This is a genomic window from Mesorhizobium sp. CNPSo 4689, assembly GCF_057784325.1.
The window spans coordinates 415,434-432,112 of the sequence record NZ_JBWLUZ010000001.1; the positions used below are offsets into that span (position 1 = coordinate 415,434).

General features: G+C 65.2%; 14 protein-coding genes and 1 tRNA gene. 10 read left to right on the forward strand and 5 right to left on the reverse strand.

Features of this window, described 5'->3' with window-relative positions:
• Nucleotides 1-71: 71 nt before the first annotated feature.
• Entirely contained in the window at nucleotides 72-1,646 is a 1,575-nt protein-coding gene (locus AC04SI_RS01905) for a phytoene desaturase family protein (RefSeq protein ID WP_404275197.1), read from the reverse strand.
• A gap of 119 nt (nucleotides 1,647-1,765) precedes the next feature.
• On the opposite strand from AC04SI_RS01905, the gene AC04SI_RS01910 reads away from it, so the two are divergent.
• The 7 genes from AC04SI_RS01910 (at nucleotide 1,766) to AC04SI_RS01940 (ending at nucleotide 9,598) form a co-directional block, all read left to right on the forward strand.
• Nucleotides 1,766-2,557, forward strand: coding sequence for a cyclase family protein (locus AC04SI_RS01910; protein ID WP_404275198.1), 792 nt, complete (start codon nucleotides 1,766-1,768; stop codon nucleotides 2,555-2,557).
• 306 nt (nucleotides 2,558-2,863) lie between these two features.
• Nucleotides 2,864-4,435: a phytoene desaturase family protein gene (locus AC04SI_RS01915; protein ID WP_404275200.1), complete on the forward strand. Its 1,572-nt coding sequence runs from the start codon at nucleotides 2,864-2,866 to the stop codon at nucleotides 4,433-4,435.
• A complete protein-coding gene (locus tag AC04SI_RS01920; RefSeq protein ID WP_404275202.1) occupies nucleotides 4,435-4,917 on the forward strand; it encodes a MarR family winged helix-turn-helix transcriptional regulator in 483 nt (160 codons plus the stop codon). Before AC04SI_RS01915 ends, AC04SI_RS01920 begins: the two co-directional genes overlap by 1 nt.
• A 46-nt stretch (nucleotides 4,918-4,963) precedes the next feature.
• Nucleotides 4,964-7,117 carry a thiamine pyrophosphate-dependent enzyme gene (locus tag AC04SI_RS01925; protein ID WP_404275204.1) on the forward strand — a complete coding sequence of 718 codons (2,154 nt, stop codon included), beginning with the start codon at nucleotides 4,964-4,966 and terminating at the stop codon, nucleotides 7,115-7,117.
• A complete protein-coding gene (locus AC04SI_RS01930) occupies nucleotides 7,110-8,681 on the forward strand; it encodes an indolepyruvate oxidoreductase subunit beta family protein (protein WP_488473838.1) in 1,572 nt (523 codons plus the stop codon). Before AC04SI_RS01925 ends, AC04SI_RS01930 begins: the two co-directional genes overlap by 8 nt.
• 162 nt (nucleotides 8,682-8,843) lie before the next feature.
• Nucleotides 8,844-9,137: a GYD domain-containing protein gene (locus AC04SI_RS01935; RefSeq protein WP_192178049.1), complete on the forward strand. Its 294-nt coding sequence runs from the start codon at nucleotides 8,844-8,846 to the stop codon at nucleotides 9,135-9,137.
• A gap of 197 nt (nucleotides 9,138-9,334) precedes the next feature.
• Entirely contained in the window at nucleotides 9,335-9,598 is a 264-nt protein-coding gene (locus AC04SI_RS01940; RefSeq protein WP_404275208.1) for a GCG_CRPN prefix-to-repeats domain-containing protein, read from the forward strand.
• An 84-nt stretch (nucleotides 9,599-9,682) separates the two neighbouring features.
• Here the strand turns inward: AC04SI_RS01940 and AC04SI_RS01945 are convergent.
• A tRNA-Thr gene (locus AC04SI_RS01945) sits at nucleotides 9,683-9,758 on the reverse strand.
• A gap of 374 nt (nucleotides 9,759-10,132) precedes the next feature.
• On the opposite strand from AC04SI_RS01945, the gene AC04SI_RS01950 reads away from it, so the two are divergent.
• A complete protein-coding gene (locus AC04SI_RS01950; RefSeq protein WP_404275209.1) occupies nucleotides 10,133-11,275 on the forward strand; it encodes a hypothetical protein in 1,143 nt (380 codons plus the stop codon).
• A gap of 60 nt (nucleotides 11,276-11,335) precedes the next feature.
• On the opposite strand, the gene AC04SI_RS01955 is transcribed toward AC04SI_RS01950, so the two are convergent.
• Together AC04SI_RS01955 and AC04SI_RS01960 are read right to left on the reverse strand one after the other, a co-directional pair.
• Nucleotides 11,336-12,934 (reverse strand): cisplatin damage response ATP-dependent DNA ligase, encoded by a 1,599-nt coding sequence (locus AC04SI_RS01955; RefSeq protein ID WP_404275210.1) that lies wholly within the window; start codon nucleotides 12,932-12,934, stop codon nucleotides 11,336-11,338.
• Between the two features lie 244 nt (nucleotides 12,935-13,178).
• Complete coding sequence (locus AC04SI_RS01960) at nucleotides 13,179-14,189, reverse strand: ligase-associated DNA damage response exonuclease (protein ID WP_404275212.1); 1,011 nt, start codon at nucleotides 14,187-14,189, stop codon at nucleotides 13,179-13,181.
• A gap of 108 nt (nucleotides 14,190-14,297) precedes the next feature.
• Between AC04SI_RS01960 and AC04SI_RS01965 the strand changes: the two genes are divergently transcribed.
• Together AC04SI_RS01965 and AC04SI_RS01970 are read left to right on the forward strand one after the other, a co-directional pair.
• On the forward strand, nucleotides 14,298-15,212 hold the full coding sequence (locus tag AC04SI_RS01965) for a class I SAM-dependent DNA methyltransferase (RefSeq protein ID WP_488473839.1): 915 nt from the start codon (nucleotides 14,298-14,300) through the stop codon (nucleotides 15,210-15,212).
• Between the two features lie 180 nt (nucleotides 15,213-15,392).
• Nucleotides 15,393-15,701 carry a hypothetical protein gene (locus tag AC04SI_RS01970; protein WP_404275215.1) on the forward strand — a complete coding sequence of 103 codons (309 nt, stop codon included), beginning with the start codon at nucleotides 15,393-15,395 and terminating at the stop codon, nucleotides 15,699-15,701.
• Nucleotides 15,702-15,711: 10 nt separating this feature from the next.
• On the opposite strand, the gene AC04SI_RS01975 is transcribed toward AC04SI_RS01970, so the two are convergent.
• Nucleotides 15,712-16,653 carry a 2-hydroxyacid dehydrogenase gene (locus AC04SI_RS01975; RefSeq protein ID WP_404275216.1) on the reverse strand — a complete coding sequence of 314 codons (942 nt, stop codon included), beginning with the start codon at nucleotides 16,651-16,653 and terminating at the stop codon, nucleotides 15,712-15,714.
• Between the last annotated feature and the right edge of the window lie 26 nt (nucleotides 16,654-16,679).

Here is a 16,679-nt window from a genome sequence, read left to right on the forward strand (position 1 = left end):
CATCATTGTTCGATTGTCAGGTTCAGGCTCTTGGGCAACCGCGCCTTGTCCATCCTGGAAGTCTTCGGCTCCTAATTCCCTCCGAGCTGTTGGGCGAGCATGTAGCCGGATGCCGCACCGGTGCCGGCGCCCGGCCACGTCGCAGCACCCGTCAGGTGCAGGTTGGCGACCGGCGTATTCCAACCGGCGTAACCGCGCGCCGGGCGGAACAAGAAATTCTGCGTCAGATGGTGGCTGCCGCAGACCTGGTCGCCGCCGACAAGGTTCGGGTTCTCGCGTTCGAGGTCGAGCGGCGAGAACACGGCGCGGCCGAGGATTTTTTGGCGCAGGCCGGGCGCGTAGCTGTCGATGATGTCGAGCACGCGCTCGGCATAAGCTTGCTTGACCTCGTCCCAGCGGTCCGGCGCGATCTTGCCTGCCGCATCACCGAGGATTTCGGCCGGCAGCATGCGCACCTGCACCCACAGAACATGCTTGCCTTCTGGCGCCCGCGACGGGTCGATGGCCGTCGGCTGACCGACGACCAACACCGGCTCGTCCGGCAACATGCCTGCCATCGCCTGCTGATAGGTGCGCGACATGGCGTCGAGCGACGGCGCAAGATGCACATAGGCGAATTGCCGAAGCTCGGCGCCGGCGCGCCAGTCGGGCAATTCATCCAATGCCAGATGGATCATCATCGTGCCCGGCGCATACCGGAATTTCTTCATCGCCGCGTCGAAGCCGGCATCGCCGGACCCATCGGGTAAAAGCTTGCCGGTAAGCGCTCTCGGCGCCACCCCGGCGATGACCGCCTTGCTGGCGATGTGGAAATCGCCGGAAGCGAGCCGCACGCCGGTAGCCCTACCTCCGGCAACAGTGATCTCCGCCACCTCGGCGCCGGTGGCGATCTTGCCGCCGGCCGCCGTGACCATGCCGGACAGCGCGCGGATCATGGTGTCGGCGCCACCCTTGCCGAGCACCATGCCGAAGCTCTGGTTGACCATCGATTCCAGATAGGGGAACACCGCACCGCCGGCGATGTCGGGGGCGAAGTCGAGATGCATGCCCCAGGCGGCAAGCGTCGCCCGGACGTGCGGGGATTCGAAAGTCTCCTCGAGCCACGCGCGGGTTGAGGACAGCAGGAGACGCCCTGTGTCGAGGGCACCGGAAAAACCCTTCTTGCGCCAGAGGTTCCAGGCGGTGCCGGCGAGCGCGCGTCCGCTCATCGGCGAGCCCAGCAGGCGGAACAGATGCTCGGCCTCGGGCATGAAACCGGCGACCAGCCGGCGCCATGTGGCGGCGTCGGCGGCGGAAAAACCTGCCAGCCTGGATGCCGTCTTTTCCAGGTCGTTGCTGACGCCGAACCAGCGTCCGTCCGGAAAGGCGCTGGCGAAACAGTCGCCGACCGGGGCGAATTCCAGCCCGTGAGTTTTCAATTCATTTGCATATTTCCGATGAAAGGCCGAGCCGGCAAACAGGCTCAGATTCATCGCGCCGAAATCGTGGCGGAAGCCGGGCAGGGTAAACTCGTGGGTCTGGACAGCGCCGCCGATTGTTGCACTGCGTTCAAAAATCGCGGCTTTCCAGCCCTTGAGCGCCAGATGCGCGGCGCATGCCAGGCTGTTGTGGCCGGCCCCGACAAAGATGGCGTCGAACTCGCTCACGCCCCAAACCCATTTCCTTTATGCTTAAAGATAATTGCAGATGCATATGTTTTCGTCTAGTAGGATATTAAGGGCCGAGACGAGCCTCGATCATCATCGACAAAGAGGGAACTGAGACCATGGACACGCAAAAACTCCTCGGCGAAGTCGCCGGCCAGCTGCTTTCAGGCGGCATCAAGGTGGTCGACCTGTCGGCGCCGCTCGGACCCGACACGCCGCTGATCAAGCTGCCGCCGGAGCTTGCCGTCGACACGCCGAAGGTCGAGATCCACTCGATCTCCCGTTATGACAAGAACGGCCCGTGGTGGGCCTGGAACTGGCTGAAGCTCGGCGAGCATTCGGGCACGCATTTCGACGCGCCGCAGCACTGGATCACCGGCAAGGACTATCCGGACGGCGCCACCGACACCATTCCGGCCCAAAATTTCGTCGGCCCGGTCAATGTCATCGACTGCTCGAAGGAAGCCGCCACCGACCACGATTTCCTGCTCACCGTCGACCACATCAAGGCATGGGAGGCCAAGCATGGCGCCATCAATCCCGGCGAGTGGGTGGTGATGCGCACCGACTGGTACAAGCGCAACGGCTCGGAAGCCGAATTCCTCAACGCCAACGAAACCGGCCCACACACGCCCGGCCCGACGGCAGAAGCCATCCAGTTCCTGATCAGCAAGGACATCAAGGGCTGGGGCAGCGAGACCATCGGCACCGATGCCGGCAAGGCCGGAGGCATGGAGCCGCCATTCCCGGCGCACACGCTGATGCACAAGGCCAACCGCTACGGCCTCGCCAGCCTCTGCAACCTCGACCAGCTGCCGCCGAAGGGCGCGATCCTGATCGCCGCCCCGCTCAAGATCGAGCACGGCACAGGCAGCCCGATCCGCGCGCTGGCGCTGGTGCCGGGCAAATAGGCGAGGCGGCGGTCTTCGGGAGAAGATCATGCTTGCGGGCGATGGAGTGATGATGGGTAAGGGGTGGCAGCCTTGCAGCGCTGGCGCTCACCCCCCTCTGTCCTGCCGGACATCTCCCCCTCAAGGGGGGAGATTGGCGGTTCCGGCGTCCCGTTCAATCCTGCAACGCGGACAATTGGCGAAAGCTGGCATGACATCCGATCTCCCCCCTAGAGGGGGAGATGTCCGGCAGGACAGAGGGGGGCGCGAAGGAACGCCGCCCTATCTGATTGAGCCACAATTCTCCAAGGCGGGGAGCCACCCCCAATGAACGCGCCCGATCACATCATCGTCGGCAGCGGCATCAATGCCCTGGTCTGCGCGGCGATGCTTGGCGGCAAGGGCGCGAAGGTGCTGGTGCTGGAGCGCAACGACCGCATCGGCGGCTGTATGCGCACCGAGGAGATCACGGCACCCGGCTTCGTCCATGACGTGATGGCGACGACTTTCGTCCTGTTCATCACCTCGCCGGCCTTTGCATCACTGGGCAAGGATCTGGCGCGGCATGGGCTGGAATTCTGCCACACCGCCACGCCCACCGGCGTGCTGCGGCCGGACGGTAGCCATGCCGTGCTCAGCACCAACCGCGCCGCCAACATCGCGGCGCTCAATGCTATCGCGTCCGGCGACGGCGACTGTCACGGCAGCGACGTCGGTAGCATCGAGCGCAATGCCGGCCTGTTGTTCGGCCTGCTCGGCGGTGCCCTGTGGTCCTATCCGACGGCCAAAATGCTGGCTGGCGACGCCTGGCGGCGCGGCCCGCGCGGTCTTGCCGCCTTTCTCGGCGAGGCGCTGGTGCCGGCGCGCGGATGGCTGGAGGGCACCTATAAATCCGAAACCCTCCGAGCGCTCTGGGCGCCCTGGGTGCTGCATGCCGGCCTTGGTCCGGAAGATGCATTTTCCGGCCAGATCGCCAAGGTCATTGCCTTTGCGCTGGAGGCCGCCGGCGCGCCGATCGTCAAGGGCGGCGCGAAAAACCTGCTTGCCGCCTTCGAAGCGCTGATCATCGAGCGCGGCGGCGTCATCTCCACCGAAGCCGACGTTGCTTCCATCATCCTGGATGGAGGCCGTGCCACCGGTGTACGGCTTGCTTCGGGCGAGACGGTCCACGCGAAGAAGGGCGTCATCTGCTCGGTCACGCCGACCCAGCTCTACGGCCGCTTGCTCGACGGCGTAGCTCCGAAGGACGACGTCGAGGCCGTTCAAAAGTACCGCTATGGCAAGGGCAACTTCCAGATCCACTATGCCCTAAGCAAGCCGCCGGCATGGCGCGGCGAAGGCCTCGACAAGGTCGCACTCCTGCATCTGACACCGGGGCTCGATGGCGTCTCAAGAGCCTGCAACGAGGCGGTGCGCGGTCTGCTGCCGGAGGTGCCGACCATCTGCGTCGGCCAGCCGCATGCGCTCGACCCGTCGCGCTGTCCGGACGGCAAGGCGATCCTGTGGCTGCAACTGCCCGAGGCGCCGCGCCATATCAAGGGCGATGCCGCCGGCAAGCTGCAGGCGCCGGCCGACGGCCGCTGGACCGAAGCACTGCGCGAGGCCTATGCCGATCGCGTCGAAGCGATCCTTGCCAGCCATATCGACGGCTTCAAGAGCAGCGTAATCGCGCGCCGTGCCTATTCGCCGGCCGATCTCGAAGCGATGAACGTCAATCTGGTCGGCGGCGATCCCTATGGCGGCTCCTCGACCATCGACCAGTCGTTCCTGTGGCGGCCGTTCAAGGCAAGCCGCAATCACGACACCGGCATCAAAAACCTCTACCACATCGGCGCCTCGACCCATCCCGGCGCCGGCCTTGGCGGCGGCTCCGGCTTCCTGCTGGCGGGGAGGCTGTGATGGAACAGAAGGTTCCCGAAAAACGCCAGCGCATCTCGACCCTTGGCGAGATCGGCCTGCAGCAATTCGCGCCCTATCTGATGAACCGCATCATGGGCCGCTACAACGCCACCTTGCGCGAGGATTTCCGCAGGCAGGGCCTGACCATCCCGCAGGTGCGCACGCTGGCCGTGCTGTCGGTCGCCGACGGCATCACCGTCAATGACCTCTCGGTCTACACGGTGATCGAACAGTCGACCTTGAGCCGCACGCTCGACACGCTGGAGGGGCAGGGCCTTGTGCGGCGCGAGCAGGGCGTCACTGACAGCCGCTTCCGCCATGTATTCCTCACCGACGAAGGCCGTGCCGAATTCGCCCGCGCCTGGCCAGCCATGCATGACGCCTTCGAGGCCATGTTCGACGGCGTCGACGACGCCGAATATGCCGCGCTCATCGCCACGCTCTTGAAGATGCTGAAGAACATCCGCAAGCACGACATCTAGACCTACGCGCCGCCAGCGCCGGGCGGTAACGGAAGGAGTAGAAGAAATGGCCGAACGGTCTTTTGCCAAGGAAGTCGAAAAGCTGAGGCTCGGTGCCGGCGAGGAGTTTGCCGGCGAAGGCATCCTCGCCATCACCAAGGCGCTGCTGCAATGCGGCGTCGGCTATGTCGGCGGCTACCAGGGCGCGCCGATCAGCCATCTGATGGACGTTCTGGCCGACGCGCAGGACATTCTGGGCGAGCTTGGCGTGCATTTCGAGGCGAGCGCCTCGGAAGCCACCGCCACCGCCATGCTGGCGGCCTCGGTGCATTATCCGATCCGCGGCGCCGCCACCTTCAAGTCGACGGTCGGCACCAATGTCGCCTCAGACGCGCTTGCCAATCTCGCTTCCGGCGGCGTCACCGGCGGCGCGCTGATCATCGTCGGCGAGGATTACGGCGAGGGCTCCTCGATCATGCAGGAGCGCAGCCACGCTTTCGCCATGAAGAGCCAGGTCTGGCTGCTCGATCCGCGCCCCAATTTGCCGTCGATCGTCAAGGCGGTGGAGGACGGATTTGAGCTGTCGGAAGCGTCCAACACGCCGGTTATGCTGCAGGTCCGCATCCGCTGCTGCCACGTGCACGGCCATTTCATCGCCAAGGACAACAAGCGGCCGCCAATGTCGGTGGCCGATGCGCTCGACGCGCCGCGCCGGGACACCGGCCGCATCGTGCTGCCGCCTGCTTCCTTCCTGCACGAGAAGGAGAAGGTGCAAAAACGCTGGCCGGCGGCGGTGGATTTCATCCGCAAGAACAAGATCAACGAGATTTTTGGATCGGACCACGGCTCGGTCGGCATCGTCATGCAGGGTGGCATGTACAATGCGGTGATCCGCGCCCTGCAGCGCCTCGGCCTCGCCGACACCTATGGCGACACCGACGTGCCGCTCTATGTGCTCAATGCCGTCTATCCGCTGGTCGACGACGAGTTCCTGGCCTTCTGCGAGGGCAAGCAGGCGGTGCTGGTCGTCGAGGAGGGCCAGCCCAATTACATCGAGCAGGCTTTTGCGGCCATGCTGCACAAGGCCGGCCGCGGCACCAGGCTGGTCGGCAAGGAGCATCTGCCGATGGCCGGCGAATACACCGGCCAGGTCATGCTCGACGGCATCGGCTCCTTCCTGCGCGCCGAGGCGCCGCATCTTTTGCCCGGCGAGGTGCGCGCACCGAACAAATCAGGCGAGGGCGTCGACACCGCCGACCTCATCAATGTCGTTCCAGGACGACCGCCCGGTTTCTGCATCGGCTGCCCGGAGCGGCCGATTTTCGCCGCGACCAAGCTGGTCGAGCAGGAACTCGGTAAGCACCACATCGCCTCCGACATCGGCTGCCATCTGTTCTCGATCATGCCGCCCTTCGAGCTCGGCGCCACCACCATGGGCTATGGCCTCGGGCCGGCGTCGGCCTCGGCCTTCAATTCGCCTGACGCCAAGCGCCGCTCGATCTCCTTCGTCGGCGATGGCGGCTTCTGGCACAACGGCCTCACCTCCTCGATCGGCAATGCGGTCTTCAACAAGAACGACGGCGTCATCGTCATCGTCGACAATTTTTACTCGGCCGCGACTGGTGGGCAGGACATTCTGTCCTCGCGCGCCGGCAACCGGACGAAATCGACCAAGCATCCGATCACCGAGGCGGTGAAAGGCATCGGCGTCAAATGGCTGCGCCATATCGACCGCACCTACGATGTCGGCAAGATGCAGGAGACACTGCGCGAGGCGCTGACAACGGAGGAGAAGGGGCCGAAGGTCATCGTCGCTTCGTCGGAATGCATGCTGAACCGCCAGCGCCGCGAAAGACCGCTGGTCGACAAGGCGATCAAGGGCGGCGAGCGGGTGGTGAAGCCGAAATTCGGCGTCGACGAGGACATCTGCACCGGCGACCATGCCTGCATGCGGCTCTCCGGCTGCCCGTCGCTGTCGGTAAAGTCGCTCGACGATCCGCTGCGCGACGATCCGGTGGCACACATCGACCAGACTTGCGTCGGCTGCGGCAATTGCGGCGAGGTGGCCGATGCGGCCGTGCTCTGCCCGTCCTTCTACCGTGCCGATGTCGTGCACAATCCGAGCCGTTGGGATCGTTTCCTCGAAAGTTCGCGCCGCGCCGCGATCGGCCTCCTGCAGCGGCGCCGCGAAAGCCGTCGTTTGACGTTCGCCGATGCTTGACCGCAATGCCCCATTGCGCCCGAAGGCGGGTGCCGCCGAAGACCAGCGCGTCATCAAGCTCGCGGTGCTGGCCGTTGGCGGCCAGGGCGGTGGGGTGCTGGCCGACTGGATCACCGACGTCGCCGAGCGCAACGGCTACGTCGCCCAGTCGACCTCGGTCGCCGGCGTCGCCCAGCGCACCGGCGCCACCATCTACTATGTCGAGATGGCCCGCGACACCGGCCGCCTGCCGGTCTTCGCCCTTTCGCCGTCACAGGGCGACGTCGATATCCTGATCGCAGCCGAACTGATGGAAGCCGGCCGCGCCATCATCAGGGGTTTCGTCACGCCCGAGCGCACGACGCTGATCACCTCCTCGCACCGCATCGCCGCCGTTTCGGAAAAGATCGAGCCAGGCGACGGCCGCGCTTCGTCGGCGAAGGTGCACGCGACGGCGGAAGCGGCGGCAAAACGCTTCATCGCCTTCGACATGGAAAAGATCGCCGCTGACAACGGCACGATGATCTCGGCCAGCCTGCTCGGCGCGCTGGCCGGTTCCGACGTGCTGCCGTTCACCCGCGAGAGCTACGAACAGGCAATCGGCGCCGGCGGCCGTGGCGTCAAAGCCAGCCTTGCAGCCTTCGCCGCCGCCTATGACCGCGCGCGCGGTATTGCTGGCGCTGCCCCTGCAAGCGGAACGACCGAGACGCCGACGGCCTCGGAAACCGGTCCAGGCGCGGCGAAAGTGAGCGGGCCGGAAAGCCTGCTGCAGGGCTGGCAGCAGCTGGCAGCTCGCATCGATACTTTGCCGACTCCTGTTCGTGACATGGCGCTGCGCGGCCTGAAAAAAGTCGTCGACTACCAAGACATCGCCTATGGCGGCGAATATCTCGACCGGCTTGGCCGCGCGCTCGCATTGGACGATGCCGGACATGCCTACGCGCTGTCGGTCGCCGCCGCCAAGCATCTCGCCAATGCCATGTGCTACGACGACATGATCCGCGTCGCCGACCTCAAGACCCGCTCGACCCGCGACAAGCGGGTGCGTCGCGAGGTCGGCGTCAAGGACGGAACGGTCCTGCAGGTGACAGAATATTTCCACCCGCGCATCGAGGAATTCTGCGGCACGCTGCCGGCGGGGCTGGGCAGCTATATCGATAGCCGGCCAAAACTCGCCGCCTTCCTCGACCGCCGCATCAATCGCGGCCGCCATATCCGCACCGACAGTTTCGCCGGCTTTGCCGCGCTCTGGTTCATCGGCGGCCTGCGCCGCTGGCGCCGCAGCCTGCTGCGCCACAAGGTAGAGGTCGCGCACCTCGAGCGCTGGTACGAATTGGCGCTTGGCCATGTCCGCGAAGACTATGCGCTGGCCGTCGAAATCCTCAACTGCCGCCGGTTGATCAAGGGCTACAGCGACACCCACGCCCGTGCCCAGTCTAAGTTCGACCGCGTGCTCTCGGCGCTCGATATGCTCAAGGGCCGCCCCGACGCCGCCGACTGGATCCGCCGCCTGCGCGAAGCGGCGCTGAAGGATGAGAAGGGCGACATGCTCGACGGAGCGCTGAAGACCGTGGCGTCCTTGTAGCAACGGATCCTGCTGCCTCAAGCCGATCGGTGAAATAGCGGCTGCCGCGGCCGCACCTTCCGTGCCGCTAGTGGTTCGCCCGCCCGGCTCGTGCTATCGTATTTCTGGGAGACGGCGGACGCGCCGTGAGCGCCCGTACGCTCCCCATTGTGGGAGGAACCAATGGCTTACTACGTATTGCTGTCGAATTTCACAGATCAAGGTATCAAGAGCATCAAGGACACGCAGAAGCGTGCCGAGGCTTTCAAGGCGATGGCCAGCAAGAGCGGCGTCAAGGTTCACACGCTGTTGTGGACGCTTGGTCAGTATGACGTCGTGGCGATTGCAGAAGCCGACGACGAGATTGCCGCGACCGCCCTTGCCTTATCGATCGCATCGATGGGTAACATCAGAACCCAGACATTGAGGGCTTTCGACACGGCAGATATGGCCAAGATCCTGGCAAAGATGGCCTGACCGCCACTGCTGCCCTGCGCAGACGATTGAAGCCGGCCGCTGAGCCGAACGGCGGCAGGCTTGTCTGTTTCCCTGATGCGAGAACCCCGGCCTCGGGCCGGGGTTTTTGGTGACCTCGCAAGGCGCAGGCGTTGCTGGGACGGTAGCCAATCCTGTCTTCGCCTGCGAGAGCGACGGCCCAAATGACGAACATGTGATTGTCTCGTTCACCCGGCATTCAGCCCGTCCGATGGTATTTTCGTCGCGGGGGTGCCGCCGGCTCGCAGGCCATGCCGATGGCAAAGCCCACCGCCGCCCCGCTCCCCATAGAAACTGTCGGCTGGAGATGCGGTCCCCGCTGGCACATGAACCGCTGGGGCAATTGCGTGCCCAACCACCGCATGATGATCCGGCCCGTCCGCCACTGGCATCCCGGCTTCTGGTACCACCACCGCTGGCACGCCGGCTATTGGGCTTTTTGACGGCTGACTGATTGCAGCGCCCGCGTCGGAGATGGCGCGGGCGTTTTTGCCGTCAGGCAGACCGGGATTGCAGGCTGAAGCAAGTGGTGCCGCTTAGGTGACTCGAACACCTGACCCCATCATTACGAATGATGTGCTCTACCAACTGAGCTAAAGCGGCCCGGGAAGCCCGAGGCCTCCAAGATGGGCTGCGTGATAGACTCAACCAGGTGGGATTTCAAGATGGGCCGTCACGAATTCAAGATGGGCGGTCGCGAATTCAGGTCGGGACGCGGCAATTCGTGTTGGCGTTCCACGCAGAACCCGAACTCCCACCGCACGCATCCGCCACCTGCTCGGACGGCGGCGCGCGGGCAGGTTGCGCTCGAAGGCACCGGGTGATCAGGCGAAATCTGTTGATTCTCTTGCTGAAAACCGCCGAAATCGGCCCTGGATGCATGCCCGGGGCAGAATGCGGCCGCTCGCTTGTTGATTGATTGGTCGCCTGCGGCTAACGATCATGGCAATGTGAGCGAACGTGCAGAGGGAATTCGCTTGGACCCGATCGAAAAAGCGATCCGCAACGCCTTCGACAAGGGCAATGCCGAGGACCGTGCGTTTCGCGAGCGGGTCTACCGCTCGGCCTTTGCCGCGCTGGACCGCGTGCTCCAGGCCAATCCGAATGTGACGGTGGAAGTCGCCATCAAGCGCCGCAAGGCGGTGCAGGCCAAGATCACCGAGATCGAATCCGAATTCCTGCCGGCGGTTCCCGATATTGCCCTGCAGACGGAAACTGACGCGGCAGCGCCCGCCGTGGAGGCGCCGACGGCGGCTGCGGCGGAAGCCGCGCCGTCACCCGCTGTCGTCGTCGACGGGCCGGTCCAGCCGCCTGCATCCGACGCGCCAAGGTCGCGCGTCCTGCCTGTCGTTCCCGACATCATGCCGGATGCGGTTCTTCCCGGTGAGCCGGCGCTCGATTCCCCGGCCGCCGTCTCGACGGAGAGCGGCGAGGCCGAGGTGGCGCCGGACCGCGATGAGCGGCGCATAAGAGGGCGCCGCCTGCCGCTGACCGCGATCTTCTTTGGTGTAACGCTGCTCGCCGCGGCCGGCATCGGCCTCTATTTTGCCAAGCAGACCGGCGTGTTCAAGACCCCGGCCCAGCTCGATACGGCACCGCCCGAGGCGCCGCCGACGGTCGAGGACGACGACTTCACGCCGCCTGCCGGCTCGCCGGAAAAGGCCAGCGAGGCCGAACAGGCGCGTGACTGGATCAACGTGTTTTCGCCTGCCGACCCGACCCATGTCGCAGCACCCTCCGATGCCAAGGCCGAGGTGATGGAGGACGACACCGGCTCGTTCCTGCGCATCCGCTCCGGCACGTCCGGCTCGGCCATCGCCTTCGATGTCGGCCAGGGCGTGCTGGAAAAGCTCGCCGGCAAGCACGCCGTGTTCGACATCGTCGCCCGTTCCGAAGAGGGCAAGGAGACGCAGATTTCGGTTGACTGCAATTTCGGCGAGCTCGGCGATTGCGGCCGCAAGCGCTACGCCGTCGGCCACGAGCGCAATGAATATCTGTTCGACGTGCAGTTTCCGAACAAGGCCCCCGGTGCCGCCGGCACGATCGCCATCAATTCCGACTTCGACAAGCAGGGCAAGTCGGTCGACATCTACGAGATCCGCGTCTCGATCGCGCAGTAAATCTTGTTGTCTCAGCGCGTGTCGCTATCCCAAAACCGCTGCACACTTTTCGGCACGCGCTCACGCATCAAGCAGCGCCTGTAGCGTCTCGATGCGGTCGGCTTCGGCCGCGGGCTTGTCCCAGCGCAGCCGCGAAATGCGCGGAAAGCGCATGGCGACGCCGGATTTGTGCCGGGTCGAGCGGTTGAGCCCTTCGAAGGCCACTTCCAGCACCAGCCCGTTCGTGCGGTCGGCGCGCACCGAGCGCACCGGACCAAAACGCTCGACCGTGTTGTCGCGGACATATTTGTCGATCTGCTTCAGCTCCTCGTCGGTGAAGCCGAAATAGGCCTTGCCGACCGGCACTAGCTCTTCAGCGCCTTCCGGGCCCGACCAGACGCCGAACGTATAGTCCGAGTAGAAGCTGGAGCGCTTGCCGTGGCCACGCTGGGCATACATCAGCACCGCGTCGACCGTGTGCGGGTCGCGCTTCCATTTGAACCAAGGGCCTTTCGGACGCCCAGCGAGATAGGGCGAATCCCAGCGCTTGAGCATCACCCCTTCGATGATCGGATGCGGCGGCGCCTGGCGCATCTGTTCCAGCGCCTGCCAGTCCGCGAATGCGACCAGCGGGGAAAGATCGAAGCGGCTGGGGTCGAGCGTGCCGACGAAGGCCTCGAGGCGGAGGCGGCGCTCGCGGAAGGGCAGCGCACGCAAATCCTCGCCGCCGATTTGCAGCGCGTCGTAGCAGCGCATGAAGGCCGGATATAGCTGCTGCATTTTCGGCGTCACGGTCTTGCGGTTCAGCCGCTGCTGCAGGTCGGAGAACGTGCCGGTCGCCGAGGGCTCGCCGACCAGCAGCTCGCCGTCGAGGGCGGCGGAAAAATGCATGGCGTCGGCGAGGTCGGGAAAGGCGCCGGAGACGTCGTCGCCGGTGCGCGAATAGAGCCGGCGCACGCCGTCTTCGCAGACCGCTTGGACGCGGATGCCGTCCCATTTCCACTCCGCGGCATAGTCGGCCGGGTCGAGCTTTTCGAGATCGCCGTCACCGATCGGGTTGGACAGCATTACCGGCCGGAACAGAGCCGCCGCCGTCCTTTGCGGTTTTTCCGCCTTGCCCTCCAGCCAGGCGAACAGGCCGGCATAGGGCGGCGTCAGCCCGTGCCACAATTCCTCGATCTCGGCGACGTCGACCTTGCCGAATTCCGCCAGCGCCTGCTTGGCCAGTCGCGCCGAGACGCCGATCCGCAGCCCGCCGGTGACCAGCTTGATGATGGCGAAGCGGGCCGAGATGCCGGCGCAGTCGAGCAATCTCGCCAGAACCTTCGGCCCGTCGGAGCGGCTCGCCGCCTGCAGTTTCGCCACCACCTCACCAAGCGTCGGTTCGCGGTTCGGGATATGGTCCGGCGATTGCGGCCAGACCAGGGACACGGTCTCGGCGAGGTCGCCGACATAGTCGTAGGAATAGCCGAACAGTACCGGGTCCATGCGCTCGACGACCAGCGCGCGCAGCATCGCCGGCTTGACCGCCGCGATCGACAGATCGCCGGTGATCGCCGCCAGCGCCAGGCCGCGATCGGGGTCCTCGACGCTGCGGAAATAGTCGATGAGCAGCGTCAGCTTGCCGTTGCGCGACGGCGTCAGCACGAGACGGTCGAGGAGTTCGGCGAAGCGATTCATGAGGGGGTGAGCCCGGCCGATGGGGGAAGCTTGCGTTCTGTCGCACCCCCCTCTGTCCTGCCGGACATCTCCCCCACGAGGGGGGAGATTGGCAGTTTCGTTCTTGTCGCACATCTCGCAACGTCAGCGATTGGCGAAAGCCGCGACGATAGCCGATCTGCCCCCAAGTGGGGGAGATGGCCGGCAGGCCAGAAGGGGGTGCCGTAGTGCGCGACTCTCGCGATTGACAAACCCTTCGCCATCATCAATCGCCCTCGTCCTCATAACCAACGAGATGCAGCGGCCGTGCCGCAATGCCCTCCAGCTCGCACCAGCGCACCAGCGCCTCCTCGCGGCCATGCGTCACCCAGATCTCCTCAGCCCCCGTCTCCTTGATCGTGGCGGTCAGTTCGTCCCAGTCGGCATGGTCGGAAATGATCAGCGGCAGCTCGACACCGCCTTGCTTGGCGCGCTGGCGGATGCGCATCCAGCCGGACGCAAAGCAGGAGATCGGATCGGGAAAGCGCCGTGCCCAGCGGTCGGCGAAGGCCGAGGGCGGGCCGATGACGATGGCGCCGGCGAAATCGTCCTTGCCGCCGCTGTCGACCGTTGCCGGATCGAGCTGCCCGAGGTCGATGCCCTGGCTCTGGTAGTATTCGCTGAGTTTGGCCAGCGCGCCGTGGATGTAGATCGGCCTGTCGTAGCCGGCGTCGCGCAGCAGCCGCATGACGCGCTGCGCCTTGCCGAGCGCATAGGCGCCGACCAGATGCGAGCGTTCGGGAAACTGTGCCGCCGATTTCAGCAATCGCGCGATCTCCTCCCTATCCGGCGGATGCCGAAACACCGGCAGGCCGAATGTCGCCTCGGTGATGAACACGTCGCAGCGGACCGGTTGGAACGGCTCGCAGGTGGCGTCCTTCTGGCGTTTGTAGTCGCCGGAGGCGACGATGCGCAGCCCCTGATGCTCAACCGCGATCTGCGCCGAACCGAGCACATGGCCAGCCGGATGGAAGGTGACCGAGACGCCGTTGAGCGCCATCGTTTCGCCAAGCGCAGCCGCCTGCACAGTTTCGGCAAAACCCTCGCCGCAGCGCAGCTCCATGATGTCGAGCGTCTGCTGTGTCGCCAGCACCGAGCGATGGCCGGAGCGGGCATGGTCGGAATGGCCATGCGTGATCAGCGCCCGGTTGACCGGCCGCACCGGGTCGATGAAGAAATCGCCGGGCGGGCAGTAGAGGCCTTCCGGCCGGGGATGGAGCAGGTCGCTGGCGCGCATCCCGCCAAGATAGTTGCTAATTCAGCCGCGGGAAGCCTGTTGCAAGAGACTGCTGACTCATCCTACAGCCAGCGGCCGATTATATCCTGCCGGCAGGATCCTTTCGCCATGAAACCGTTCCAGGCCACGTCCGGCGACTTGACCGCAGACCGTCGCGCCGACTTCGCCGAGATGCTTTACGCCTCCGGCGAGCCGGCAGCGGCGGCCGAACTGCTGCTTGGCGCGCTGGAACTGGCGCCGCAATGGGCGGCCGGCTGGTTCCGTCTCGGTGAGATGCACGAGGCGGCCGCACCCGACAAGGCCGCGCAAGCCTGGACCATGGCGCTGACGCTGGAGCCGACGGACCGGCTGGGTGCCGCGCTGAAGTTGCAACTGATCGGCAAGGCGCCCTCCGCCACGGCACCGCCCAGCGCCTTCGTCGAAATGCTGTTCGACCACTATGCCGAAAGCTTCGAGGAGTCGCTGGTCGACAAGCTCGGCTACCGGCTGCCCGACTTTCTCGACCAGGCCGTCCGGAGAGCGAGGCCGGGACGTTTCCGGCTGGTACTCGATCTCGGCTGCGGCACCGGCCTGATGGGGCAGAGGCTGCGGCCGGTGGCCGACCGGCTGGAGGGCTACGACATCTCCGCCGCCATGCTCAAGAAGGCACGCGCCAAGGGCGTCTATGATCTGCTCGCCAAGGCGGATTTGCAGGACTTTTCCTATGCCGGGCGGAAAGCCGACCTGGTGGTGGCGGCCGATGTGTTCATCTATGTCGGCGCGCTCGAGCGCGTGATCGGCAGGATCGCCGGCCTGCTTGCCGGCGACGGCCTGTTTGCCTTCTCCGTCGAGACATTGGTGGGCGAAGGCGGGTTCGCGCTGCAGCCGTCACGCCGCTACGCGCATTCGCACGCCTATGTCGGGCAGGTTCTGGCAGCCAACGGCTTTTCGGTCCTGTCGATGGACCCTACCGTGATCCGGCTGGATCGCAGCCAGCCGGTCGAAGGGCTCGCCGTCGTGGCGGCGCTGCCGGCCAACACCTGACGTCTTTTCCTGTTTGAAAATGTGATTATGTTTTTTCGGTCCGCGCCTGCATCACTCGTGCCGGCTCGCGAAACGGGCTGATTTGTGGGCGATACTCGATACGGAGCAGATCCCATGCGCTGGAACTTGGTGGTTTTGGCATCTTGCCTGGCAATGGCCGGTTGCGTTGGTGGCACTTCGATGGCGGAACGCCAGGACGAAAATGTCCAGTCCTCGCTGCAATATGACAACGTGCCTTGCGACCAGTTGCTGGCGCAGCGCAATGGGTTGGCGCAGCAATACAAGCTTCCGACGACCGCGAAGCCGACCTTCTCCAATCCCGCGATGGGCTTCGGCCCGTTCACGCCCGACATGCGCTCCAAGGCCAAGCGCGATAGCGACAAGGCCAGCGGCGAGATCGACGCCATGAGCCGGTCGATCGAGCGCCGCGACTGCGGCAAGCCGAAGAAGAAAGAAACCTTCGCCCTGCCGGGCGCTAAAACTGGTTGAAGGCGAAGCCTCAGTAACCCGCCTTGCGATCCACCAGATTCTCTAGTTTTTCGCCGCGCTCGTAAGCCGCCATCTGCCGCAGCATGATCGGCACCAGATGGACAGGGTCGGACGTCGCCGCCGCATGCGGCGTGACGAACACTTTTGGATGCGCCCAAAGCGGGCTGGTCTTGGGCAGCGGCTCGACCTCGAACACGTCGAGGCTGGCTTCCTTCAGCGTCCCATCCTCCAGCGCGCGCAAGATGTCTGCGTCCTTCTGCAGCCGTCCGCGCCCGGCATTGACCAGCACCGAGCCGCCGAGGCCGTTGCGCTTCCTGAGCTCCTTCAGGAGATTGTAGTTGACGATGCCTTGCGTCTGGGCGGTTAGCGGCAAGAGCACCACCAACATGTCCGTGGCGTTGAGGAACGGGATCAGCCCGGCATCGCCCGCATAGGTGGACACGCCCTTCATCGGGTGCTCGCTGCGCGACCAGCCATTGACGGCAAAGCCGAGCGACAAAAGCACCGAGGCCGCCGCGCGGCCGAGATTGCCGAGCCCCATGATGCCGACGGAGATGTCGCCGGCCGGCCGCTGCGGCGGCTCATGCCAGGTTTTCTTCCGCTGCTGCGCGCGGTAGAGCGCGCCCTGACGGTGATGGTCGAGCACGCGCCAGACGACATACTCGGTCATGTATTGGGTGAGGTTGTCGGCGACGACCTTGACGATCGGCACGTCCGGCAGGCCTGGGTCGGCGAAGATATGGTCGACGCCGGCGCCGATCGAGAAGATGGCGCGCAGATTGGGCAGTTTCGACAAGAGGTTCGGCTTCTGCTTCCACACCACCGCGTAGCTGATCGAGGGATCGCTGGCCCCGTCCGGCTCGAGCACGACCTCGCGCTCGGCCGACAGCAGCTCGCGCCAGCGCTGCGGATGAAAGCCGGTGACGGCAAGCAGGATACGGCCTTTTTCCATCTGCGGATGTTTTCCCTGTTGCTTCA